The sequence below is a fragment of the Arthrobacter sp. KNU40 genome (genome assembly GCF_051515115.1).
In the GTDB taxonomy this organism is placed as follows: domain Bacteria; phylum Actinomycetota; class Actinomycetes; order Actinomycetales; family Micrococcaceae; genus Arthrobacter.
The window spans coordinates 1,979,184-2,001,906 of the sequence record NZ_CP195850.1; the positions used below are offsets into that span (position 1 = coordinate 1,979,184).

Here is a 22,723-nt window from a genome sequence, read left to right on the forward strand (position 1 = left end):
GTGGTGAACTGTAGGGCGATCGGAACCCTCTACCTCACCTCTCGGAGGCCGATTTCCCGCGTCCCAGTGCTTATCAGGCCAGCCTGCGCCCAAGGCGCTCTGAGGCCCCGAACTGCTCCGCTGCCATTCGCACTGCACGGGGGCCGGGTTCGGGGCTCAGAAAATTCCCTTGGCCACCTCATCTAGGAAGTCGATGGCCGGTTCCTTCTCGGCCGGCAGCAGCTTGGGCCGGGCGATCTCTTTCTCCAGTTCCTTGGCCGGTCTGGAGGTCTTGGAGTTCTCCTCGGAACCGTTCTGGTTCGGCGACTCGTACCAGGTCGCCTCGCTGATTTGGAGTTCCTTAATGACTTCGACGATCCGGCATCCGTCGTTGAGCACTTCTGGCTCCGCCGGACTTCGGCGATGACCGGCCCAGGCGACGTCTCTGCGTGCCATGATTCGTGAATTCCTCCTGCGTCGATTCTCCGACACGAAAACTCTCTCACAAACACTTGTGTCCTACCCGGAGACCCAACTATGACATCTGCAGCCGCCGATGTGGGCCTTGCCGTGTGGGTTTGCCTGTCGGCCGCGGTGATGGTGAGCCAGAAATAGCCTGTCCTTGTCGACATTCTCAGCCTCGGTTGCCCTAAAAAGGCGTGCCTGTCGACTACTACTAGCCGGCCGACTGCTTCAATGCAGAACTGCGGGTTCGATTAGCGGAACCGCCAGATGCGCTGGGGCTATTCCTCCCCGAATCCCGGTGACTTTTGCGACGCTGCAGGGCGATCGGAGCGTTCCACTCGCCACGGCTGTCGGCATGGCAGGTGCTCGTCCCACCGGCGTTGCCGGGTCCACGGCGTCGCTCACAAAAGCACTCCAGCGCCGCCGGTGTCATGACAGATTTTCCGTCGTGACCGTTTTTCCGACATCAATTTCGTTTGAAAAGTGTAATGCAAGCCGTCGGCCTCCGTCTTAGCGCGTAGATCAAATTGCTTGAACGGTGCTCAGGTTTCAACCGTCACAGCGGCCCGCTTCTCGACCGGCGACGACATCTCTTAGCCGACTCGCTACTTTGCCGGTTAGAAGTCGTCGACAGTGGACGATTGAATCGTCCCGGATACCTCGGCTAGTCGGATCAGGCCACCGTTCGTTCCCGGGGCAGTTGCGCGGATAACTACCGTATCTCCGTCCTCAAGGTAGGTGCGCTGACTGCCGTCGACGAGCGTGAGGCTATCGCGGCCGTCCCAAGTAAGTTCCAGCAAGGATCCGCGCTGCTGCGGCTCCGGCCCGGAGACAGTACCTGAGGCGAAGAAGTCACCATTGGTCAAGCTGGCCCCGTTGATCGTCATGTGCGCCAGCATCTGAGCTGGTGACCAGTACACCGATGCATATGGAGGGCGCGACACAATCTCCCCGTTGAGCTCGATTTCCAACCTGATGTCGAGACCGAAACTCGCTGCGGGTGGGCCCTGCAGGTACATTAGCGGGACGGGATCTTGCTGAGGCAATGGTACGTGGGCAGCTTCAAGCGCGGCCATTGGCGTCACCCATGCCCCGACTGAGGAGCAGAAGGATTTGCCGAGGTGAGGACCTAAAGGGACGTACTCCCACGCTTGGATGTCCCTGGCTGACCAGTCGTTGAAGAGGACTACGCCAAAAAGGTGTTCGGGTGCTCGCCCGACAGGGACCCGACTCCCCATCGGGGTGGAACCGCCCACGACGAAGCCGAGCTCGGCCTCCAGATCCAGCTTGACGGTTGGTCCGAAGTCGGGCACCTTGCCATCACTGCTCTTTCGCTGCCCGACCGGGCGCACGACATCCGTGCCGCTGACGACGATTGTCGAGGACCTGCCGTGGTACCCGATCGGTAGATGCTTCCAGTTTGGTGTCAGTGCCGGACCGTCGGGGCGAAAGATGCGCCCGACGTTGGAGGCATGGTTCTCGCTGGTATAGAAGTCGACGTAGTCGGCCACGGCGAACGGGAGATGAGTGGTGACGTGTGACAGCCGCACAAGGTGAGGTTCGACACTCGCTCGTTTGGACTCGTCGGTGAGCGCTTGTTGGATCCATGTCCGCACCTCCCTCCAGATGTGCGGCCCGGCTTCAAGAAGCGGATTGAGAGTCGGCCCGGCTACAGCAGGTGCCCAAGTCAAGCCCGCGGCTTCGGCGCAGGCGGTCAGGTCAAGCGCGAACTCCCCGATGCGCGTCGCGAGATGGTGCGGCCCGTCACTTATGCTTATCACACCGTAAGGCAGATGGTCATGCCCGAAGCCGTCATCCTGGGAGAGCGGTAGCCATGTCGTCAATTGATTCTCCTGAATGCTTGGTGTCAAGGTCTCCGGATCCCCGAGGAGGGCCGCTCTCTTGTCACTCAGAGCGTCGGGCGCTAGGTGGCCGGCGTGGGCAAGAGGCGACATGAATGAGGGCACGGATTTCCACATTGAGAGGCTGCTCGCACTGAATGTGCTTGTATTTTTGGATTCGTCTGCTGGCATTTCTCTTCTGTCTAGGCTTGGTGTGCTGTGCACGGGCGACGTTGCCTGTGCCTACCGACACAAGACGTTCACTACGCAAGTTTGCGACGTATGACACTCTCCTTTCACTCGATTGGAGCAAAATTTGCGTTGATTTTGTACCTCATTTGACGCAGAAAGAACCAGAAAGTTTTGCGATATCTGCATTCCTGACCAATTTCCGGGGACCTGCGGAGCCGGTCGACTCGACGTCGATCATGCGCTCCGCACACCAGAATGCCGAGTACCGGAGCCTGCCGGCTCGAGTGAGTGGGGACCAGCGGTCTCGTCAGTTTCGGCCCGAATGAGGTTCCACGTCTAACAGCTTGATGCTCTTTCCGGACGCCCTGGCAGTCCGGCATCAAACTCGTTCCGGACTTGTCAATATGCTACGGATACCTGTCGGGCAGCAGGGACTTGTGTCTAGCTTCAGCGGTTCCTCGCCGCTGCATTGGCTCGTTTGTCGCGGCCGAAATGTTTAGCTCAGTGCCGGGCAGACGCCTATTGTGCGGCCATCTGATTGGCTCGACGGGTCTGACTCGGGGTCAGATTAGACCCCTCATCTTGGTATAGCGGTTCCTCAGCGCCTCGAGATCTAAGATTTGCAAGCGGCCCCGGTTCGTCTCAATTACCCTGTCATCACGAAGAATTTTCAACACACGAGTAACCTGCGTCCTTGACAGGCCGGTGACTTGTGCAATTTGTTCCTGAGTCAAGTCGACCAAAGAGTTCTGCTCTGGCTGTTCATAGACGTAGAGGAATAGCAATGCGCTCACGAGCTGCGTTGAATCGTTGTAAGAGTTTAGAAGCTGCTTTGTAAGGAGCACGTTCACGTAGCGGACGTAGTGATTGATGATCGCAAGATTGAATTCCGCAGATGCGGCACACATATCCAGAACGCGGCGGGCAGGGAACGCGATGACGTCCAACTCGGTCACGGATACGAGCTGAAGATAGTTCTCCGTGGATAGCTTATCCTCCATGATGTTGATCGGATAGATCGACCCCTTGCCAAAGAAGAACAGCGTACCCTCAGTGCCTTCCTCGTTGATGAATGACAGTCTTGCAATGCCGCTTTGAATGAAGTACGAAGTACGCTTGGCTCCATTCGCATCGTGCAGGACGGTGTCCCTCTTGATCTTTGGCATCTGAGTTCCGTACCCCTTGATCAACTCGGTGAAAGGGGCAAAGTCGTCAGAAACGTAAAGCCGCGGGAAAATCATGGGTGTAGTCCGCCTTTAGTGCGTGGGTAGGCAACGGTGTATTGCCGATGTAAGGAATGATGGCATAGTGCGAGGATATCTCCGGCTCGGAAGAACTGCTGCCGGTGCCAGGGGGCGCTCGAAATGCAGTCCAGGATGTCAAAGGGAACGGCGAAGTTCCTTGCGGGGCGTTCGGCGTTGCCGTGACGAGACGATATTCTGGCTCTCGGAGTAGGTTCGGCATTGGCGTCGAACTTGTTCCGACCGGGTGAGCCCGCAGTATTGCGTCGATCTGAAAGGCCCTGAGGCGCCTGATTCCCCTCTAACGGTACGCGGGGTGATCCGGACTTCTCCACCTCGTCTTCGCACTGCCCCAGGCCGTTTGCGCCGTAGTAGGGAGAGGTGCCAATGGACGGAGACGCTTCAAGTGTTATCCCCTCCGGGCCGGGTGCAGGCCCTATCGGACGCGGCCCGTGTGGTAGCGGTCCTGTGAGGAGGGGTTGTGCCATCCGGCCGCAGAGGCGAGGCCGATAGCGCGGGGGATGGTCTCGTCGCGGAATCCCAAGCGTTCGAGGATCGGGCGGAACAGGCCCGGGGCCTTGGCGGTCAGGGTGAGGGGCCTGGGGACGACGATGAGATCGGCACGCAGTTCGATGCCAGTGACGATGCCGCTGATGACTTTCTGCAGGGGGACCATTTTCCACAGTCCTCGGTCGTTGCCGCCCCACAGTGCGCGCCCGGCGGGGTCTGCGGTCACGTCGTCCATCATGGGTGTGCGAAAGAAGGTGGGGTGGGCGCTGCCCACCCCGACGCCGAGATGGCGCAGTTCCAGTCGGATGCTGTCGCACAGCGCCCATACGCCGGCCTTGCTCGCGGTGTAGGACGCCTGAAGCGGGGAGTGTACGAAGGCAGCCATGGATGAGACGGCGAGAAGGTAGCCCTGGTGACGTTGGACGTGGGGAAGTGCGGCGCGGAAGGTTCGCCAGACCCCGTTGAGGTTGATGTCGATGACGCGCTCGTAGGCTGAAGGGTCGATGGTCGCCATCGGGGCCATGGTGTCGATCCCGGCGCCTGCGATGACGATGTCGAGGCGCCCGAAGTGGGTGGCGGCCTCTTCCATGGCCTGCTGCAGGCCGGCGAGGTCGCGTACGTCAGCGTGCCAGCCACGGGCGACCGTTTCGCCTCCCAGGTCCTGGGCTTGGGCCGTGGCGGCCTCGAGGCTGAGATCGAACAGCGCAAGGTTGGCGCCGCGCTCGCGCAGGGCCCGGGCGAGCGCGGCGCCCAGGCCGCCGGTGGAGCCGGTGAGGGCGACGGTGCGCCCGGTGAGGTCGTAACGGGTCATAGTAGCCTACCTCGGTGTGTCGGTCTGCCGGGACTTGCCAGTGGCGCCGGCGGATTCCTCAAGTCGGCGCAGCAGCTGGCGCAGTTCGGGGTGGCGTTCGGCGATGAGGTCGGTGACGGGGTTGAGGACGCCGCGCAAGGCCGAAAACGGCACCCACCTGCGGGGGACCATAACGCGGGCTGAGCGGTTCTCGATGCCGCGGGCCACGGCGTCGGCGACGCGCGCGGGGGTGATGGCCTTGCCGAGTAGGGACGGGAAGGCGATCTCGCGCATGCGAGTCGTGATGTCGTGGCTTCCGAAGGCGGGCCCGGCGATGGGTGTGTGGACCCAGCCGGGGTAGAGCACCCCGGCGCTGGCGCCGTGGATGCCGAGTTCGGCATGCAGGGCCCTGCCGAACTGCTCGACGCCGGCCTTGGACATGGCGTACGGGGCGTTGGCCATGCCGTTGAAGTAGGCGTATACCGAAGCGGTGACCAGGACGTGCCCGCGTGCTGCGATGACGTGTGGCAGGGCGGCGCGCACGGTGCGCCAGACTCCCAGCAGGTCGACTTCGACGACGCGCTCGAACGTCGCCTCCTCGATGGTGGCGATCGTCGCCGGCGGATCGGCCCCGATCCCCGCGTTGGCGAAGACGACATCCAGCCCGCCGAACCGGTCGGCGGTACGATCCACCGCCTCCGCCAGCGCCACGGTGTCGGTGACATCCACCGGCAGCGCGAGTGTTCGGTCGCCGGCAAGTTCGCGGGCGAGGGCCGATGTGGCATCGATGCCCCAGTCGGCGAGGACCACGTTGGCTCCACGCGAGTGGAGCGTGCGGGCGGTGGCCGCACCGATGCCTCCTGCTGCGCCGGTGATGAAGATGGTCTTTCCCGCGATCGGGTAGGTGGGCATCTCGTAGGTCTCCTCAGAGTGTCGTGGGTCCCGGGGCTTCAACGGGACATGTTGCGGGGCCGATGGGGACGTGCCGGGCAAGGAAGGCAAGCTGGTCCTTGACAACGCGTTCGAAGGGCTCGCCGAGGTAGATGTCGAAGTGGCCGTCGGGATAGAGCCGGATCTCGCCGCGCGGGGCCCTGCTGGCGTGGCGCAGGGTCGGTCGGGCGGGGGCCACACTGTCGTGTTCGCATATGCAGAACAGCACCGGGCACGCGATCTTCTCGGTCTGGCGGCCCGGTCGGTAGCGGAGGATGTCCAGGGCGAACCGCGCCGCAATTTGGTTGGCGAAGAGCGCCCCTTCGGGCACTAGGGCCAGATAGCCGCGCTCGGCGTCCGAAGCGGTCATCAGCGCGGCAGATCCGGGCTGGCCCGCCGTCGCGACCATGACGGGAGGATGCCCCCGGAGGTTGGCGACCACGTCACGGACCGCCCGGGCCATCACCTTCACTGAGCTGTCAGGGCGCATCGCCAGGGCGGAGGCGACACCGTCGGTGAACAGTCCCTGGGCGATGACGGCGACCACGGCCGCGTCCCGGGCGGCGGTCGCAAGCACATGGCCGCCTCCGAAAGATGTGCCCCACAGCACCACCCGCCGGGGGTCAACCTCCGGCCGGGAGCGGGCACAGGCCACGGCCGCCTTCCAGTCCTGAAGCTGCCGGCGGATGCTCAGAAGCTGGCGGGGCTGACCCCCGCTGGCGCCGAAGTGCCGGTAGTCGAATACCAAACAGGCATATCCCGCAGCGGCGAAACGCTCCGCACAGGCATCCAGGCGCATTTCCCGTACACCGCCGAGGCCATGCGCCATCACCAAGGCCGGGTGCGCGCTACCGCCCGCCGGTACGTACAGCCACGCGTGGCATTCCGTGTCCCCAGAGGGAAACGTCAGATCGAGACGGGCGGTCATCGGGCCCCCTGTGAGGGCGCCAAGACTAGCGGCCCACACCTTTGTGGAACTACTCATAACATTGGAATATACTCCAATGTTATGAGGCTGTAAAGTATTGGAATTTCACTCCAATGTTATGAGGCTGTAAAGTAACAGAGTGATGACAATCAAGGCCACCAGGGCCACTCGCCGCGCCGCCGCCACCAGAGCTGCCATCGTGAAAGCGGCTGAAGATCTTCTGGCCGAAGGCGGCCCCTCGTTCCTCACACTGGAAGCCGTCGCGGAACGCGCCGACGTAGCGATGCAAACCGTGTACAACCGGGTGGGCGGACGCTCTGCCGTCCTGATCGCCGTCGCCGAGCGCGCCCTCGAAGACAACCGGCAGTACATGGACGCCGCCTACGCCACCCCGGGCACCCCCGAGGAACGCATCAGGGCCGCCGCAGCCGCCTATGCCCGCTTCGCTACCGAACGACCCCACCAGTTCCGCCTGCTCGCAGACCCGCCCGACGATCCGACCGCCCTCGAACGCGTTGCCGACCTCGTCGAAGAGCAGAACTCTAAACTCGCCGCTGCCCTGAGCGACGGCATCGCCGACGGGTCCATCGCCCCCGGCATCGACCCTCGTACGGCAGCGACCGCCTTGTGGGCCACTATGAACGGCATCCTCAGCCTGTCCTGGCGGGCCGATCGGTTGCACGCCGAACCCGGACAACTTGAGGCCGTCATCGCCACCGCAGAAGCCATAACCTTCCAGGGATTAATCCGACGCCCCACAACTGCCCAATGACGAGGGGGCCGGCGCTTGCCCTTCGGAAGTATTCACCGGTTCAATAACGAGGCCTCGGGACGCAACCTGCTGAATACCGGCCCGGCAAGGAGTGGGTCAGCCTCCCGACGAGAGTTTTCTCATCCGCTGCAACTCCCGTACTTAACTAGCAGCGAGCGTGGTGGCGTGGGACGAGTTGGCCTGACCGATGTTGCGGTACGCGTGTAGGCCCTGCCGCTCCACCACTTGTGTGAGCAGGTGAACGGGTACCCAGATGATCCGGCGGTGGGGCGGAGCGACGCCTCGCGTGCAGCGAAAGGCTGTGAAATTCTGTGGAACGGTCAGGTCATCGACCATGGCTTCATCGACGCTGTATTTGAGGGATGCCTCCATGTTCTGATTGCGGCAGGTAGGAGCAAACCCTCGCCGCATCATCCAGTTTCAACCAGGAATGGACGCCTACTTATCAATGTAGGCGTCCATTCCCGAACAGGAAGAAACCGTCCCAACACACGATAGCGGAATGGTCTTCGACCGGCCGCCATAGTGTGGTTCAAATCATCGTCCTGAACTATTCCGCGGACGCGCGGCTCAGTGCGGCTGCACGGTCCCTCGGGAGGAATGCTGCCACGGCGAGTGCGGCGAGGGCCGCGGCCGCCCCCAGACCCATGACGACCTGGAACGCCCCCTGGGAGGGCATTGATACTCCGCCTTGCGTGGTGGTCAGCTGGGCCAAAACCAGTCCGGCGACGGCGCTAGAAAGAGACGTGCCGATCGAGCGCATGAGGGTGTTGAGGCTGTTGGCGGACGCCGTTTCCGACGCCGGGACGGCACTCATGACGAGCGAGGGCATGGCTCCGTAGGCCAGGCCGATTCCGGCTCCAATGACCATTGAGACAACCACCAACTGCCAGACGTCGCCCATCGCAACAATGCCGAATCCGTAACCCGCCGCCACGACCAGGGCGCCTAGCATGAGCGACCATCTCGGCCCCCACGCCGCAGAGATCCTGGCGGCGACCGGAGCCACGGCCATCATGACCAGGCCAGACGGCGCCATCACAAGCCCCACAGCGAGCATCGGCTGGCCGAGTCCGTAACCGGTCTGCTGGGGCAGTTGCAACAGCTGGGGCAACACAAGGGACATCGAGAACATGGCGAAACCGAAGATGGCGGAGGCAATGTTGGTGAGGAGCACCTGACGCCGCACAAGCGTCCGCAGATCGACGAGCGACTCGCGTGTACGCAGCTCGTAGCGTCCCCACGCGATGAAGAGCACAAGCGCGGCGGCGCCCAGTCCGAGGGTAGGCGCGGAGGTCCAGCCCCAGTCGGCGCCTTTGGAAACCGCGAGCAGCAGGCTGACGAGGGCGGCGGAAAGACCCGCAGCGCCGAGGGTGTCGAATCGGCCGCCGGAGCGCACCCGCGAGGCCGGCACGATGGTTGCGACAAGCACGAGCGCGACGGCGCCCAGGCCGGCGGCGACCCAGAAGAGCACGTGCCAGTCGGCGCTGTCCGCGATGAGCGCGGCAACCGGCAGGCCGAGCGCGCCGCCTACGCCGAGCGAGGCGCTCATCAGCGCGGTCGCGCCGCCGAGGCGTTCGGCGGGAAGTTCATCGCGCATGATGCTGATGCCAAGGGGCACGACTCCGGCCGCGAGGCCTTGCAGGGTACGGGCGACGATCATCGGCACGAGGCTGTCACTGAGCGCTCCGACAAGGGACCCCAGGACCAACAGCACGATGCTGAACAGCAGCATCCGGCGCTTGCCGTACATGTCGCCAAGGCGCCCGATCGTCGGTACCGAGACGGCGCCGGCCAGCAGAGTGGCCGTGATCGCCCAGGTCGTGTCACCGGGCGGCGCGTTCAGCAGGACAGGCAGCTTCGGGATCAGCGGGATCACAAGGCTTTGCATCAGCGACACGACGATCCCGGCGAAGGCAAGCACGAGCACGATCCGGCTCGGCGAACCGGCCCGAAGGCCGGAACTGAATATGGACACACCCTCCGACGGCGCAGCGGAAGTGCCGGGATTCGGGTCTTCAAGGCGAAGAGCCATGGGATGTCCTCTCAAGGAAGGAAGGAAGGAAGGAAGGAAGGAAGGAAGGAAGGAAGGAAGGAAGGAAGGAAGGAAGGAAGGAAGGAAGGACCGAAGGATGGGCCAGGCGGTAAACCCACAACGACAGGAACAATCTAAGTCAGTCGCTTGACTTAATGCAAGTGACTTACTTTAATGAAATGAGATCAACCACATACCAACCAACTAGCAGCCCGGGAGGCGCAAGATGACTACCTCTATCGGGCGGGCCGACAGCAGGGGAGCCTCGCCGGCCGGGGAAGCCGTCCAGCAGCGGCGCGGAAGTAGGGTCAACGCGACGCGGGAACGCATACTCTCGACAGCCGAGCGCCTGTTCGCCGAGTACGGCATCGGTGCGGTGTCCAACCGACAGGTGAGCGACGAGGCCGGCCAGGGCAACAACGCGGCGGTCGGTTACCACTTCGGCACGAAGGTCGACCTGGTCCGGGCGATCGCCCGGAGACACAACGTGGAAATCGAGGAACGGCGCAAGCGATTGATCGCCGGCACGCGGGATTCGTCCCAGATCCGCGACTGGGTAGCTTGCCTTGTCCGGCCGGTCACGGACCATCTGGACTCGCTCCCGGCACCCACCTGGTTCGCGCGATTCGGGGCGCAGCTCATGACCGACCCGGGCTACCGGCAGGTGATGGAGCAGGACGCCATGGAGACTCCCGCGCTCCGGGAGCTACTTGCAGGCCTGGACCGTTGCCTCCCCGCGCTTCCGGGAGAAGTACGGGCCGAGCGTGATGACATGGCCCGCCAGCTGCTCGTGCACACCTTTGCTGAGCGGGAGCGAGCACTGGCGGAGGGAAAGCCGACCACCCGCAATTCCTGGCACGACGCCGGAACCGGCGTGATCGACGCAATTACTGGGCTCTGGCTTGCGCCCTACACCCCGCGACCACAGCCGGTACCCGAGCCGGACCAGGCGCCGGATCCCGGCAACATCACCGATGACGACTGACTACCACCCCGACTCAACCGGAAGGTGTTCGATGAACCCCACAGCACCACCCACGAACATTCAGGACACTCTGGATCCCCGGGACCAGCACGTGCTCGTCGTCGGGGCCTCCGCCGCCGGGCTGGCAACAGCGGAGGCCCTGCGGCGCAACGGACACCGCGGACGGTTGACGCTCTTGGACGCCGAACAGCATCTGCCCTACGACCGGCCGCCGCTCTCAAAGCAGCTCCTCTCGGGTGAATGGACCGCCGACAGGGTCATCCTCCGCGATCAGGAGATGCTTGACTCCCTCGACGCGGAGTTCCTGCTCGGCGAGTCCGCAACCAGCCTCCACATCGCCACACGCACTGTTATCACCGGGAGCGGCCGGGAGGTGACCGCCGACGCGGTCGTCCTCGCCACCGGGCTCCGGGCGCGCCACCTGCCGACCACAATAGGGACTGGGGAACCGGGGGCGCCAGCCGGGATTCACGTCCTGCGGACCCTCGACGACGCCCATCGGCTCAAGGAGGCACTGGCTACGACGGCTAGGCTCGTCGTCGTCGGCAACGGGGTGCTCGGGTGCGAGATCGCGGCAACCGCGCGCCAACTGGGCGTCAAGGTCACCCTTGTCGGCGCGGCCGAAGCGCCGATGGCACCGCAACTGGGCACGCTCGGCTCGCAGCTACTGGCCGGACTTCACCGCGAACACGGCGTCCAGCTGCTCGGTGGGGGTCGCGTGGCCTCAGTGCAGCACTCCGGTGGCCGGGTGACCGGCGTCGAACTCACCTCGGGCGAGGTGCTGCGCGCGGACACCGTCGTCGTTGCGATCGGCTCCGAACCGGTGACCGGATGGCTGGCCGGCAGCGGTCTGAAACTCGACGACGGGATCGTCTGCGACAAGTTTTGCCGGGCCGCCGACGGCGTCTGGGCCGTGGGCGACGTCGCCCGCTGGCACCACGCCGGCCTGGGGGAACCGGTGCGCCTGGAGAACCGTACCAACGCGACCGAGCAGGCAATCGCCGTCGCCCGCGACATTCTTGGCAAGGGCGAACCGTATACGCCCGTGCCGTACTTCTGGACCGATCAATTCGGGGTCCGGATCCAGGTGCACGGCGTGATCCCGGGCTCGGCGCAGCTCGAAGTCACCGACGGGGACCCCGCCGAAGGCCGCTTCGTGGCCGTGGCCTTCGACGACGGGCGGATGGTCGGCATACTCGGCTGGGCCATGCCCAAACAGACCCGCCAGCGACGGCAGGACCTCATGGCGGAAAGCGCCCGCGCCGTGGGCGCGCTCAATTGACCCGCCGCGAATCACTCGATCCCTCGGCCCTACCACCGAGCCCGTTGGCTCCACCGACCGATACTTCCTGGAGGAAAGCATGACCACCACCATCGAGACAAACAACACCAACACAAATGAGCCCGCGTTCCCGATGCCACGGGACGGCAAATGCCCATTCGACCCGCCGCCCGCAGGCCAAGCAGCCCAGAAAGAAGCCCCTCTGACACGGGTCACCATGTGGGACGGCAGCCGCCCCTGGTTCGTCACGCGCTACGCTGAGCAGCGCGCCCTGCTCAGCGACCCGCGCATCAGCGCCGACATCAGCAACCCCGGCTACCCCAGCCCGGCACCGCGCCCGAAGGGCAGCGGCTCCCCGCTGAGCTTCATCCTGATGGATGACCCCGAGCACGCCCGCCTCCGCCGCATGGTCACCGCACCGTTCATGGTCAAACGCATCGAAGCCATGCGCCCGGGCGTCCAGAAAATCATCGACGACCTGCTCGACGAGATGCTCGCCGGACCAAAACCAGCCGACCTGGTCCAGGCCTTTGCACTGCCCATGCCATCCCTGGTGATCTGCCAGCTGCTCGGCGTCCCGTACTCGGACCACGACTTCTTCCAGAAAAACAGCAACGTCATCATCAAGCGCGGCGTCAGCCCCGAGGACCAAGGCACCGCGATGGGTGCCCTCATCGGCTACCTGCACCAGCTGCTGACGCTCAAACTGGAACAACCCGGCGACGACATCTTCACCGACCTCGCCCGCCGCGTCGACGCCGGCGACATCACCGCCGCGGACGCCGCCCAGATGGGCGTACTCCTGCTCATCGCCGGCCACGAAACCACGGCCAACATGATCGCCCTCGGCACGCTCGCACTGCTCGAAAACCCCGAGCAGCTCGCCCGACTCCGGGACAGTCAGGACCCGGCGCTCATCACCTCCGCCGTCGAAGAGCTGCTGCGCTACCTGACGATCACCCACGACGGCCGCAAACGCATCGCCACTGCCGACATTGACATTGCAGGCCAGACCATCAAAGCCGGCGACGGCGTCATCATCGCCACCGACCTCGGCAACCGCGACCCCGAAGCTTTCGAGGACCCGGATACCCTCGACCTGGAACGCGACGCCCGCCACCACGTCGCCTTCGGATTCGGCGTGCACCAGTGCCTGGGCCAGCCCCTGGCACGCATGGAACTCCAGCTCGCCTACACCACCCTGCTCCGCCGCATCCCCACCATGGCCCTCGCCACGACCCTTGACCAGGTGCCGTTCAAAAACGACGCCTCCGTCTATGGAGTCTACGAACTCCCCGTCACCTGGTAACTGGTAAACCCCCAACTTCACGAAAAAAGGATACGAACATGAAAGTACTCCTCGACCAGGACAAATGCGTCGCTTCCGGCCAGTGCGTCACGGCCGCCGACACCGTCTTCGACCAGCGCGACGAAGACGGCATCGCCGTCCTCCTCATGGACGACATAGGACCGGAACGCGAAGCCGAAGTACGCCAGGCAGCCGCAGTCTGCCCGGTGTTAGCCATAAAACTACAAGGCTGAACACACTGTTGCTGGGCCTCAACCGTCGGTGGGCGTCAGATAATATGGACTCATCAGCCGGTCGTCAACGGAATCAACGGAGGGTGCGACAGCTGGTACGTAGACGCCCGGAACAGCCGGCAAACCCTTCTCTGGCCCGGCTTCGCATATGAATTCCAGAATGACCTTGCCGAATTCGACCCGGTTGCCTATTACGGTTTTCCATATAGCTTTGGGACAGGAGAGGTTAGGTGACCTTAGCCTCGATCCTAGTGGTGAGTACCTTTCTCGACTGCACACACCGTACGGGCCGCCATGAATGTCGAGGGTTGACCGCATCCATGCGATCTCTGTACTTTGAACGCCGATTAGGACGTCTCGTCCCCCCAAATAGACGAGCCCCACTGGGGTTGATCTTCGACAACTTCGCCAAAGCCGCTCGGCGGTACGGGGCGGAGCGAATCTCGTCAGGAACTGATAGCGGAGCCACTGCTGGGCATCCGGGGCCGGAGTGCAACTTGGGGAACCGGCAACGATCCAAGAAGTACGCGAGGAAATAAGCGACGAAGGAGCGCCGAACAAAGTTTTTGGATCGGGGCTGGCGCAGGGCGCCCTGGTGGCGCGGAGGACCCGCCCTGCGATGATCGAGCATCAGAATGACAAACAGCGAAGATTCTTCTGCCTATTCATGGCTGGGTTGTTGCGGCGCGGCATGCGTCGGGGCGTCTTGTTACTTCGACGAGGAATCTATCGTGTGAGCCGTGCGCCGGAGCGGCTCTCAAGGGTGAGTTCGGCGCGTTCGACGACGGAGCGGTCGTGTGCGTCGAGGCGCACGTTTGTCGCGCTGCTGGCCAATTCACAGTCGCGTATTTCGACCAGGCGGCGATGGAGCTGTGTTTCGGCGTGCCGGCTGAGGACGATGAGCCGGCTGGCGCGTCGCCCCTCAAGGACGAGCTCGCGGTGGGTGAAAGCCACGCGGTTCCAGATCGGCCTGATTTCCAGGAGCAGAAGCCTGACATGGACGAGGAAGGTGCCGTGCTTGAGGTGGCCTGCGAGCCGGGGGAGAAGCAGCCCGATGCTCACAAGCAGAACCGCGAACGTTTCGCCCACCCAGTAGAGGACAGTCAGAACGGCCGCAGATGGGCTTGCAGCGCCTTCGATCTTCGTCACGACTCCGTAGACCAGACGGTCGACGAGGACCAGAGCAAAAAGGATGCATCCGATGGCGATGAGGACGAAGGCAGATCGGAATGCACGCGCCCGCATGCTGGGGACATTGTCATGGCACACCCGTGCGATATCAAGGCAAATCCACATGATGAAGGCTGACCCGGTCCAGAGGAACACTGCCATTCCGAGCTGGTCCCCGTAGCTCAGAGGAAGGTTCGGGTCGGTGACCGGGGTACGGCTGGCAATGAATCCTGCCGTCACTGCCGAGCACGCGATGACCGCAGCGCACCGGCCGAAGGCGAGTTGCCGACGTCGTACTTCAACGTCGTCGACCGCAGCCAACAGGATGGCCGTCCGGAACTGCCAGAATCCCAGAAGCAGAGACAAAAGCGTGGCAAGGCCGACATGGTTCCGGCCGCCGAGCAGGGGATCGACAGTGTAGTAGACCGCCGGGATATACAGGGTGCAGGCGATTGCAGCAAGGATGGTCGCACGGAAGACGCTGCCGCGGTGTGGATCGAGCGCTGCGGGCAGCCGAAGGATGGTCAATACCCAGAGAGTGGCTGCCGGCACGTACTCCATCAGCCGAACACTTTGCGGAACGCCAGCGGCTCCGGCGGCGTACGGGCGTCGCTGTTGATGATGCGCGTCGCGAGCTGATCGGCGAGGGCTTCGGCGGTGAGTTCCGCGTTGTCGGTGTAGCTGCTGCGGGCGAGGGCGCGCAGCACCTGTTCTCCGTCGAGGTCCGGGAGGAGGCGTTTGGTCATTTCGCTGCCTTGGTGATCAAGATCATGGTCGAGGATCATGTGGCTGAAGTCGTGGAGGATGATCTGTTGCCGGTGCCAGTCTGATTCGGTTCGTGCGTGGAGGACGATGTCCCGGTCGGCGCAGATAAGCCAAATCCCGCAGAGTTCTTCGCCGGCTAATTCGGGAAGCTCTGCCACCGTGATGGTCCTGCCGCGTTTTCGCTCTAGTTTCTCGTGGATGAGCTCAAGCGTGGCGTCGTCGGGCAAGCCGAACGCGTGTTCTGCTTTCCTCGCTATTTTGCGGGCTTCACGGTAGTTCATTGCCGGAAGGGACAGTGGAGGACGGAATGTTGACCGGGCCGATCTGGTCCAGGGAATACCCGCCGGGGTACAGGGTTGAGCCGGCTTCACTGGGGGTGAAATGCGGTTTAGTTTTCAGCGGACGACGACGGTGAATCGCGTTATGTGCGGCTAATCCTGTCTTGAGGGCGGTCCGGGAGATCCGGCCCGCTCGGGGGAGGCCGAGCGCGTCGGTGAGGCGGACGTCGTCGAGCATTGTGCTGATGAGCTGTTTCGCCAGGGGGCGCAGTGGGGCCGGCAACCGGTCCTGGAACACCTGGACGGTGGCGTCCATCAGGTGCTGGCCTTGGGGTGAGGCTGCGACGTTGGTGGCCTCGTAGTGGTCGAAGAAGTCCTCGGCTTCTGCGTAGGTGGCCGGCATGCCGGTGATATTCATGCGGGTGCCTAGTTCCGTGAAGAAGCGTGAGGCGGCCGCGAGTTCGGCTGTTGTGGGTTGGCGCCAGGCATGTTTCTGGATCCAGCGGATCGGTACGACCAGCAGGGTGAGGAGGACGTAGAGGACGTCGTCCTTGCTTCCGGGCACATTGCGGTGCACTCGGTTGAGCAACTCGACCATGGTGCGACCGCGGTCGCTGTCCAGGCCGCTCGCGATGAGCTCGTAGATGACGATGGCCGTGTCGTACGAGCGCTTCATCGGGCGCTGCTGGATTTCCGCGTTCGCGTGGAGCGTTTTTGCAATGGTGGGGATTGCGAAGTTGCGGTAGTAGGAGAGGAAGAACCCGAGTTCCATGTCCGCGCCGAGGTCGAAGAGGACCACCTGGCGGAATGTAGCTTCCCAGTCGCTGGGGGACGCGGTTTGCTGGCGGTGGAGGCTCGCGGCGAGGGTGGTGTTGATGCTCACAGTGCCCCCGTTCGCCGTGCTCGAAGTCCGCGTTCGAAGCTGGGGTTTCAGATCCCAGCTAAGCCGACCTATTCCATAGTAGAACCGTTGCTTTCGCGTGGCTAGTTAACTTGTAGACGGGTCTACTTTGTTTGCTCAGCTGCGTCCCCGGCCAAGGCTCGGCGTAGGCCCTTTTCGCCGCGGCGCATCATGAGGGTGTGGGCAGCGGTGAAGGCCGGGGCCGCGATGGGCGTCAGGAGATTCATCCAATGCTTGGTGGGCCGGACCTTCCATTCGATGTCCATGCGCGTTTTTGTGCCGTTTGTTTCTGGGGTGAGGGTGACCTTGCCGGTGCCTTCGAGGTGGCCGCCGGCATCAAACTCAATTTCGCTTGGAGTGACGACCTTCGTTGGGTGGATGCTGATCGTCAGGGTGTAACCCAAGGACGCCTTGAAGTTGAGATAGGAAGTAGTGGCCTTGAGGATGTCCTCCTGGGAGTTGCTATCCGGCTCGGTGCGAACGAGCGGTGCGGCGAAGCTGCAGTCCGGCCACCACTTGGGCCAACTCATGTCGACGTCGGCGATGATCGCCCACACAGCCTCAGGGGCGGCGGCGAAGTGCCAAGTGGAACTGAGGTCGAATAAACGCGGGGTCATGGGGATATTTTCTCACTGCCAACTACCGGGGAGCGGTGTTGAAGTGTCGAGAGGTACTTTGATTGACTATCTCCGGCAGGAAGTTGCTATTTCGTAGACCAGTCAAGGCCCTTCCGAACCAAACGTGATGTGGCTGGCAACAGATTCTCTTTGATGGCGGTGTAGGCCAAGATTGCTGCGGCTAAGAATCCGAGGTTGGCCGAAGCGTCTCGCAGTTCGGCGTTCACCCGGCTGGCGGGCGATGGGCGCCAGCCCTCCACAAAGGGCTCTTCCTTCAGGGCATCACTGAACCACTTAACTTGCACATCGCCGCGATACCAGCCAAGTAGACGCGATTGAAGTTGTGTGGCACGGGACAGGTACTTCTTCCTTGCCCTCTCGAACACCATCCGCTGGACCTGGCCGGCAGACCACGATGCAACGGGAATGTCTTCCTCTGCGAGATCGAGCAAGAGACGTGACAAGGCGAGCAGGAGCGACGCGTCGGGGCTTTTCCAGCGCCGCATGATGGGCGGGAGGACCTGGATCTTTATCGCGTCGTCGAGCACGTCGAGCATCTTTGACACAGCGACTCGCTTCGCTTCGTGCCGAGCCTCCCGTTCACTGCGCCGCCTCTCCAGGCTGTACAAAATGAGGGAAGCCGCGATGCCCAAGATGCCGCCAATCGCGGCAGCAACGATCGGCACCCAGATGTCAGTCATGCCGAAAGCATAAGGGACCATGAACCAATTCCGTTGTGGCGAAGGCGCACATGAAATCGTGATTGAAATTATGGCCAGATTCGGAAGCGCCGGTCCACCTGCCAAACGGCTCGAAAAATGGTCGAGGGCTGGCACCCTGCTTGGGGTCGCAACTGATCCGGACGCCAGACCGACGGCCGACAGGTATCCGACCCTAGACCAAATCTCCTCGATAGCTGCCTACGGCGGCGGCGATGAGCCTGAGAACCTCCGAACTTCGCGCAGATGGTGCAACACCATGCTCGGCGATAACGGCTTCGCCAATGAAGAGTTGGTGCGGGCATCGGCGCAACGGGAGGTTCCTGAAGCGCTGAGGGCAACACAAAAAGACCCCTCAAGGATCGCTAGAACCCGCCTAGAACCCGCCCCCCTTGGCTAGAAGAGGGGCCTTTCGTTGGAGAGCGGTTTATTCGGCGGGCTGATCATCTTCGTCGAGTTCGATGCCGCAACGACGGCAGCGGGTGCCGCTGTTAGGTCCGCGGACGTGTCCGGGGCAGCCGTCTGGCTCGTACTGAAAGTCGTCCTTATTGCGTTCGCTGGCGTCAAGGACCATCTCGAGCATCTGCGGATCGGTGACGAGATAGCCGTCGCTCGAACGTTTCCACAGACCGGCACCGACGAGGTCCGCGGCGGTCAGTGTGGTTTCGGCAGCTATGGCGTTGAGGTAATCGTCTGAGATGAAGCCGGGATTTCCGTCACGCACGCTGTTGATCATTCCGAAGCTGTGAAGCTGGAACGCCGCACGAGAAAGGACATGGTCATCCTTGTCTTCGCTGCCGGTGCCTTCGAGCCGGAAAAACTGCGTGTGGTCGTCGTCTTCAAAGTCGCTTGCCATGCGCTAAGCCTCGTCAGAAGTCGACTGGCAGGTAGATCGAGAAGCCAGTTGCAGAACCATCTCGCTCGTCCCGCACTAGTAGGAGCGGGTGCTCGTCCTCAACGCCGCTCTCTTGCGCCTTTTTGACGAAGCGGGCGAGGTCGCCGAAAGTGGCTCCGCCGTCTCCGTCGGGTTCTCTAAATTCCAGATCCATTTTCAGTCCGATTGCCACGCCGCCAGTATGGCATGGGGGACTGCCGCCAGCACCTGACCGTCGCCCGCGTCGCCTGCAACGACTCGGAGCTGGCTCGGTCTGCGCCTTCAAGGAGGGCCCCGTCCCGGCCAGTAGTCTTGCTTCATGGGGGGATCTGAATATGAGGACGCCAAGGCGTGGCGCAGTCGAGATCTGTGGTCGAGGCCGCTTGTGGCCGACGGTAACGTCGCCCGTCAGCTCATGGTCCCGGCCGCCGAGTTCGCGACTGTGTCAGGTGTCGAGGGCGCGATGCAGGTGTCCAACCGATACGGCACTTGGCCCGCGTCGACCGCCGACCGGTCGATCTCCGCGGACGGTCTCTGGCTCAAGCTTCCGGTTGGCTCGAAGATTGGCGACCGCGTGCGAGGCGCGGTATGGAGTCATCCCGTCTCGTTACAAAGACGAGCGACCGACGAAGTGCTTGACACCTACCGTGGCGCGCTCAGGCTCGAGGAGCCCGCTGAGAACGAGACCGGGCTCCGGTCGCCTCAGTTGGGGGCAATCCACGCTGTACTTGGGTACTGGACGACCAAACGCACCGAACCTGCGACCGTCGTCATGCCGACAGGGACTGGAAAGACCGAAACGATGCTCGGACTGCTGGTCGCCGCAAGGCCCAGGCGTCTGCTCGTAATCGTCCCGTCCGATGCACTGCGAGAACAGATCGCGGGCAAGTTCGACCGGCTCGGAGTCTTACAGGAGCTTGGTATCATCGCCGCCACCGCGCTTCGCCCCGTCGTTGGCCGGGTCGGCCATGGGTTCTCGGCCGAGAACGAAGCAATTGCGTTTGCGCAGGCTTGCAACGTCGTTGTCGGCACACCAGCTGCGCTCCACGCATCCACGTCTGCGGTGAGAGAGACATTCCTCTCCCAGTTCAGCCATTTGTTCGTCGATGAAGCTCACCACGTCGCTGCCTCAACTTGGACCGACATTCGTGCAGCCTTCGCGAACAAGCCCGTGGTCCAGTTCACAGCTACGCCGTTTCGCGAAGACGGTAGGCACTTGCAAGGTCGTGTCATCTACTCCTTCCCACTCCGCGAAGCTCAAGCTCAGGGCTACTTCTCAAAGATCGACTTCAAGTCGGTAGTCGACTTCGAGAAGCCTGACGCAGCTCTCGCAAGAGAGGCCGTCTCACGATTGCGCGCTGATCTTGAAGCAGGAAAAGACCACGTACTTATGGCAAGGGTCGAGAGCATTCCCCGCGCTAAGGCGATCCTGGCCGTTTATCAAGAAGCAGCGCCGGATCTCATTCCGATAGTGATATACAGCCAACTGAATGCAAAGACCCGCAAGGTGGCCGTCGAGGCGCTGACGGCCCGAACCTCCAGGGTAGTGGTCTGCGTCGATATGCTCGGTGAGGGGTTCGACCTGCCGGCGCTCAAAGTCGCCGCAGTCCACGACGCGCACAAAAGCCTCGGGGTGACGCTTCAGTTCATTGGACGATTCGCCCGCACGTCATCCGACGACACGTTCGGCGACGCTGCAATGTTCGTCGCCCGAACAGAACTTGAGCCAGATCCGCGCCTCAGAAGCCTCTACGCCGAGGACGCTGATTGGAACGTCATCCTCCGGGACATTTCCGAGGCCGCCGTTGATGAACAGCAGGAGATCAGCGATTTCGAAGCCGGTTTCAGCAGTCTCCCCGAAGAGGTCGCGCTCCGAAGCTTGCTGCCGAAGATGAGCACGGTTGTTTACCGGGCGCCGTCATCGGAGTGGGACACCGACGCGATCCTGAAATACTTCGGCGAACCCTCGCTGCACACGAAACCAATCGGCCTGAACACCCAAGCCGGGGTCGCGTGGTGCGTGGTCGAACGCCGAACCCCGGTTCGCTGGGGCGACCTCAAGACGCTCGATGAAGTCAGCTACGAGCTGTACGTCCTGTACTTCGACAGCGCGCGAAAGCTTCTCTACGTCAACAACTCAGCCAACGACGGTGTCTTTGAAGAATTGGCCGAGGCCGTGCTCGGTAACGGAGCGGTGCGCTTCAACGGAACTCTGGTCTATCGTGTCATGGGAGATGTTCAGCGCCTCGTGCCAACGAACGTCGGCGTCTTGGACGCCCGCAGCCAGTTCCGAAGGTTCTCGATGCACGTCGGCTCTGATGTGACCGAGAGCTTCACCGCGGCTGAGGCTGGGACGAAGACGCAGACCAACATCTCCGGATCGGGCTTTCGCGACGGCGAGCGCGTCAACATCAGCGCCTCGCAGAAGGGCCGGATCTGGTCCCACTCCACTGCGACAAGCCTGAAACAGTGGTGTGACTGGTGCGACGCGATCGGCACGAAGCTCTTGGACGAGACGGTCACTATCGAGCACGTCATCGGGAACTTCATCCTGCCCGAGCCGCTGAAGGACCGTCCGGAAGGCGTGCTGCTCGGGGTCGAGTGGCCATGGCAGTTACACGCTCAGAACGCGGAAAGCAAGCGGCTCAAATACGACGACAAAACAATCGAGGCCGTCTACTGCGACCTCATCCCAGACACGTCGAGCTCCACGGGCCCTTTCAAGTTCACCATTTCAAACCGCGCTTGGAATGTTGCGTACGAGGCTGCCGTCAGCCCTGACGGCGATGTGTCGTACACCTGTGCCACAACGGAAGAGATCCAAGTGATCCGACCACGTTCGGAACTGCCGCTCAGCACTTGGCTCAACCAGAACGGCCTGGTCTTTCTACTGGATGACGACCGAATGGTCGAAGGTGGGCTTCTCTACCGGCCGAAGTGGGACCATGCACCGTATGACTCCGGCAATCTCGTCGTGGTCGACTGGGCCGGAACAGACATCAAGGTTGAATCTCAAACTGACAAGAAGCTCGACAACTCGATTCAACGCCGGGTAATTCGGGACATTCTCAGCGAAGACCATGGCTGGGATGTGGTCATCGACGATGACGGCCCTGGGGAGATGGCTGACGTTGTCGCTATGAGACTGGACGACGAGGGGCTCCTCGTGCGCCTGATTCACTGCAAATACTCAAGCGGCCCTACGCCTGGTGCACGAGTGGCTGACCTCTACGAGGTCTGCGGGCAGGCCGAGAAGTCCGTAGCCTGGCGGCGCAGCGACCTCAGCCCGTTCTTCAAGCAACTCGCACGTCGCGCGCAGGCAAAGCACCAGCGGACCGGCACAAGCCCATTTGAAGTCGGCGACGCCGCTGGACTACTTCAGCTTCAGGCAAAGGCCCAGGTCCACCGCCGTCGGATGGAAATCGTCATCGTCCAACCTGGGCTGAGCGCCTCGCAGATGAGCCAACAACAAGCCGACCTGCTCGCCTCTGTCGAAACCTACGTCAAGACCACAATCAACGCTCCACTCACCATCTGGTGTTCAGCCTGACGAAGAAATCGGGTTGGGAGCACGGGTTCGCATCGACACTGGATGTCAGTGCAGAAAGCACGTGCTGTTGGCGCTGGCATGCACCGGTCGGGTACGACACGCCCACCGCGAGAGCAATAGGCCACCAGCATCACCAACCCGGGAGTGTAACCCAGGCCGCCAACGGTCAGCGGGCATACCGGTGTGACAGGGCTCATCGGTGGGTGCCATCGCTCTAGCGTCGAGACAGTTGATCGATGCCCGAATCTCAGACGGACCGCTGCGCAGCGCGCCCGTGGACAGGTAGGTCCCTCGTCGTTACGCTGTACGTGGGCAGTCTGGACTGCCTTTCTCCGAGTCTGAGTTCCCACGCGACGA

20 protein-coding genes and 1 pseudogene are annotated in these 22,723 nt (G+C 62.7%); 6 read left to right on the forward strand and 15 right to left on the reverse strand.

What is annotated here, in order from left to right; all coding sequences use genetic code 11:
• Window positions 1–94 precede the first annotated feature (94 nt).
• From ACSKT0_RS09235 to ACSKT0_RS09260, 6 genes and pseudogenes are all read right to left on the reverse strand, one after another.
• A pseudogene (locus ACSKT0_RS09235) lies at window positions 95–446 on the reverse strand (IS3 family transposase); the annotation flags it as partial.
• Window positions 447–1,061: 615 nt separating this feature from the next.
• Window positions 1,062–2,288 (reverse strand): fumarylacetoacetase, encoded by a 1,227-nt coding sequence (fahA, locus tag ACSKT0_RS09240; RefSeq protein ID WP_437773455.1) that lies wholly within the window; start codon window positions 2,286–2,288, stop codon window positions 1,062–1,064.
• A gap of 752 nt (window positions 2,289–3,040) precedes the next feature.
• Window positions 3,041–3,718 (reverse strand): Crp/Fnr family transcriptional regulator, encoded by a 678-nt coding sequence (locus ACSKT0_RS09245; RefSeq protein ID WP_437773456.1) that lies wholly within the window; start codon window positions 3,716–3,718, stop codon window positions 3,041–3,043.
• Window positions 3,719–4,154: 436 nt separating this feature from the next.
• Window positions 4,155–5,039, reverse strand: a complete 885-nt coding sequence (locus ACSKT0_RS09250) for an SDR family NAD(P)-dependent oxidoreductase (protein WP_437773457.1) — start codon at window positions 5,037–5,039, stop codon at window positions 4,155–4,157.
• 6 nt (window positions 5,040–5,045) lie between these two features.
• Window positions 5,046–5,930, reverse strand: coding sequence for a short-chain dehydrogenase/reductase (locus tag ACSKT0_RS09255; protein ID WP_437773458.1), 885 nt, complete (start codon window positions 5,928–5,930; stop codon window positions 5,046–5,048).
• Window positions 5,931–5,943: 13 nt separating this feature from the next.
• Window positions 5,944–6,876: an alpha/beta hydrolase gene (locus ACSKT0_RS09260; protein WP_437773459.1), complete on the reverse strand. Its 933-nt coding sequence runs from the start codon at window positions 6,874–6,876 to the stop codon at window positions 5,944–5,946.
• Between the two features lie 142 nt (window positions 6,877–7,018).
• Here ACSKT0_RS09260 and ACSKT0_RS09265 point away from each other — a divergent pair, with 142 nt between their 5' ends.
• Complete coding sequence (locus ACSKT0_RS09265) at window positions 7,019–7,648, forward strand: TetR/AcrR family transcriptional regulator (RefSeq protein ID WP_437774000.1); 630 nt, start codon at window positions 7,019–7,021, stop codon at window positions 7,646–7,648.
• 141 nt (window positions 7,649–7,789) lie between these two features.
• Here ACSKT0_RS09265 and ACSKT0_RS09270 read toward each other — a convergent pair whose 3' ends face one another.
• Window positions 7,790–8,020, reverse strand: coding sequence for a hypothetical protein (locus ACSKT0_RS09270; protein ID WP_437773460.1), 231 nt, complete (start codon window positions 8,018–8,020; stop codon window positions 7,790–7,792).
• 178 nt (window positions 8,021–8,198) lie between these two features.
• Window positions 8,199–9,683 carry an MFS transporter gene (locus ACSKT0_RS09275; RefSeq protein ID WP_437773461.1) on the reverse strand — a complete coding sequence of 495 codons (1,485 nt, stop codon included), beginning with the start codon at window positions 9,681–9,683 and terminating at the stop codon, window positions 8,199–8,201.
• A gap of 226 nt (window positions 9,684–9,909) precedes the next feature.
• On the opposite strand from ACSKT0_RS09275, the gene ACSKT0_RS09280 reads away from it, so the two are divergent.
• The 4 genes from ACSKT0_RS09280 to ACSKT0_RS09295 all read left to right on the forward strand — a co-directional run bounded on the left by ACSKT0_RS09280 (window position 9,910) and on the right by ACSKT0_RS09295 (window position 13,492).
• Window positions 9,910–10,668, forward strand: a complete 759-nt coding sequence (locus ACSKT0_RS09280; protein ID WP_437773462.1) for a TetR/AcrR family transcriptional regulator — start codon at window positions 9,910–9,912, stop codon at window positions 10,666–10,668.
• Window positions 10,669–10,699: 31 nt separating this feature from the next.
• On the forward strand, window positions 10,700–11,950 hold the full coding sequence (locus tag ACSKT0_RS09285) for an NAD(P)/FAD-dependent oxidoreductase (RefSeq protein ID WP_437773463.1): 1,251 nt from the start codon (window positions 10,700–10,702) through the stop codon (window positions 11,948–11,950).
• A gap of 79 nt (window positions 11,951–12,029) precedes the next feature.
• Entirely contained in the window at window positions 12,030–13,259 is a 1,230-nt protein-coding gene (locus ACSKT0_RS09290) for a cytochrome P450 (protein ID WP_437773464.1), read from the forward strand.
• A 38-nt stretch (window positions 13,260–13,297) separates the two neighbouring features.
• On the forward strand, window positions 13,298–13,492 hold the full coding sequence (locus ACSKT0_RS09295; protein WP_437773465.1) for a ferredoxin: 195 nt from the start codon (window positions 13,298–13,300) through the stop codon (window positions 13,490–13,492).
• A 726-nt stretch (window positions 13,493–14,218) separates the two neighbouring features.
• Here the strand turns inward: ACSKT0_RS09295 and ACSKT0_RS09300 are convergent.
• The 7 genes from ACSKT0_RS09300 to ACSKT0_RS09330 form a co-directional block, all read right to left on the reverse strand.
• Entirely contained in the window at window positions 14,219–15,223 is a 1,005-nt protein-coding gene (locus ACSKT0_RS09300) for a DUF6545 domain-containing protein (RefSeq protein ID WP_437773466.1), read from the reverse strand.
• Complete coding sequence (locus tag ACSKT0_RS09305) at window positions 15,223–15,708, reverse strand: hypothetical protein (protein WP_437773467.1); 486 nt, start codon at window positions 15,706–15,708, stop codon at window positions 15,223–15,225. The genes ACSKT0_RS09300 and ACSKT0_RS09305 overlap by 1 nt, the downstream gene beginning before the upstream one ends.
• Window positions 15,695–16,588, reverse strand: coding sequence for an oxygenase MpaB family protein (locus ACSKT0_RS09310; protein ID WP_437773468.1), 894 nt, complete (start codon window positions 16,586–16,588; stop codon window positions 15,695–15,697). Before ACSKT0_RS09310 ends, ACSKT0_RS09305 begins: the two co-directional genes overlap by 14 nt.
• A 122-nt stretch (window positions 16,589–16,710) precedes the next feature.
• Window positions 16,711–17,223, reverse strand: coding sequence for a hypothetical protein (locus ACSKT0_RS09315; protein WP_437773469.1), 513 nt, complete (start codon window positions 17,221–17,223; stop codon window positions 16,711–16,713).
• 86 nt (window positions 17,224–17,309) lie between these two features.
• Entirely contained in the window at window positions 17,310–17,924 is a 615-nt protein-coding gene (locus ACSKT0_RS09320; RefSeq protein WP_437773470.1) for a hypothetical protein, read from the reverse strand.
• 445 nt (window positions 17,925–18,369) lie between these two features.
• Entirely contained in the window at window positions 18,370–18,798 is a 429-nt protein-coding gene (locus tag ACSKT0_RS09325) for a hypothetical protein (protein ID WP_437773471.1), read from the reverse strand.
• 13 nt (window positions 18,799–18,811) lie between these two features.
• Window positions 18,812–19,009 carry a hypothetical protein gene (locus tag ACSKT0_RS09330; protein ID WP_437773472.1) on the reverse strand — a complete coding sequence of 66 codons (198 nt, stop codon included), beginning with the start codon at window positions 19,007–19,009 and terminating at the stop codon, window positions 18,812–18,814.
• Between the two features lie 126 nt (window positions 19,010–19,135).
• Between ACSKT0_RS09330 and ACSKT0_RS09335 the strand changes: the two genes are divergently transcribed.
• Window positions 19,136–22,366: a DEAD/DEAH box helicase gene (locus ACSKT0_RS09335; RefSeq protein ID WP_437773473.1), complete on the forward strand. Its 3,231-nt coding sequence runs from the start codon at window positions 19,136–19,138 to the stop codon at window positions 22,364–22,366.
• The last annotated feature ends 357 nt before the right edge of the window (window positions 22,367–22,723 follow it).

Coding starts and splice junctions, on each gene's coding strand:
- ACSKT0_RS09290 (WP_437773464.1), top strand. CDS start 12,030: ATGACCACCACCATCGAGACAAACAACACCAACACAAATGAGCCCGCG.
- ACSKT0_RS09305 (WP_437773467.1), bottom strand. CDS start 15,708: ATGAACTACCGTGAAGCCCGCAAAATAGCGAGGAAAGCAGAACACGCG.
- ACSKT0_RS09335 (WP_437773473.1), top strand. CDS start 19,136: ATGGGGGGATCTGAATATGAGGACGCCAAGGCGTGGCGCAGTCGAGAT.
- ACSKT0_RS09265 (WP_437774000.1), top strand. CDS start 7,019: ATGACAATCAAGGCCACCAGGGCCACTCGCCGCGCCGCCGCCACCAGA.
- ACSKT0_RS09280 (WP_437773462.1), top strand. CDS start 9,910: ATGACTACCTCTATCGGGCGGGCCGACAGCAGGGGAGCCTCGCCGGCC.
- ACSKT0_RS09315 (WP_437773469.1), bottom strand. CDS start 17,223: ATGACCCCGCGTTTATTCGACCTCAGTTCCACTTGGCACTTCGCCGCC.
- ACSKT0_RS09250 (WP_437773457.1), bottom strand. CDS start 5,039: ATGACCCGTTACGACCTCACCGGGCGCACCGTCGCCCTCACCGGCTCC.
- ACSKT0_RS09320 (WP_437773470.1), bottom strand. CDS start 17,924: ATGACTGACATCTGGGTGCCGATCGTTGCTGCCGCGATTGGCGGCATC.
- ACSKT0_RS09270 (WP_437773460.1), bottom strand. CDS start 8,020: ATGGAGGCATCCCTCAAATACAGCGTCGATGAAGCCATGGTCGATGAC.
- ACSKT0_RS09275 (WP_437773461.1), bottom strand. CDS start 9,683: ATGGCTCTTCGCCTTGAAGACCCGAATCCCGGCACTTCCGCTGCGCCG.
- ACSKT0_RS09295 (WP_437773465.1), top strand. CDS start 13,298: ATGAAAGTACTCCTCGACCAGGACAAATGCGTCGCTTCCGGCCAGTGC.
- ACSKT0_RS09285 (WP_437773463.1), top strand. CDS start 10,700: ATGAACCCCACAGCACCACCCACGAACATTCAGGACACTCTGGATCCC.
- ACSKT0_RS09260 (WP_437773459.1), bottom strand. CDS start 6,876: ATGACCGCCCGTCTCGATCTGACGTTTCCCTCTGGGGACACGGAATGC.
- ACSKT0_RS09325 (WP_437773471.1), bottom strand. CDS start 18,798: ATGGCAAGCGACTTTGAAGACGACGACCACACGCAGTTTTTCCGGCTC.
- ACSKT0_RS09300 (WP_437773466.1), bottom strand. CDS start 15,223: ATGGAGTACGTGCCGGCAGCCACTCTCTGGGTATTGACCATCCTTCGG.
- ACSKT0_RS09245 (WP_437773456.1), bottom strand. CDS start 3,718: ATGATTTTCCCGCGGCTTTACGTTTCTGACGACTTTGCCCCTTTCACC.
- ACSKT0_RS09255 (WP_437773458.1), bottom strand. CDS start 5,930: ATGCCCACCTACCCGATCGCGGGAAAGACCATCTTCATCACCGGCGCA.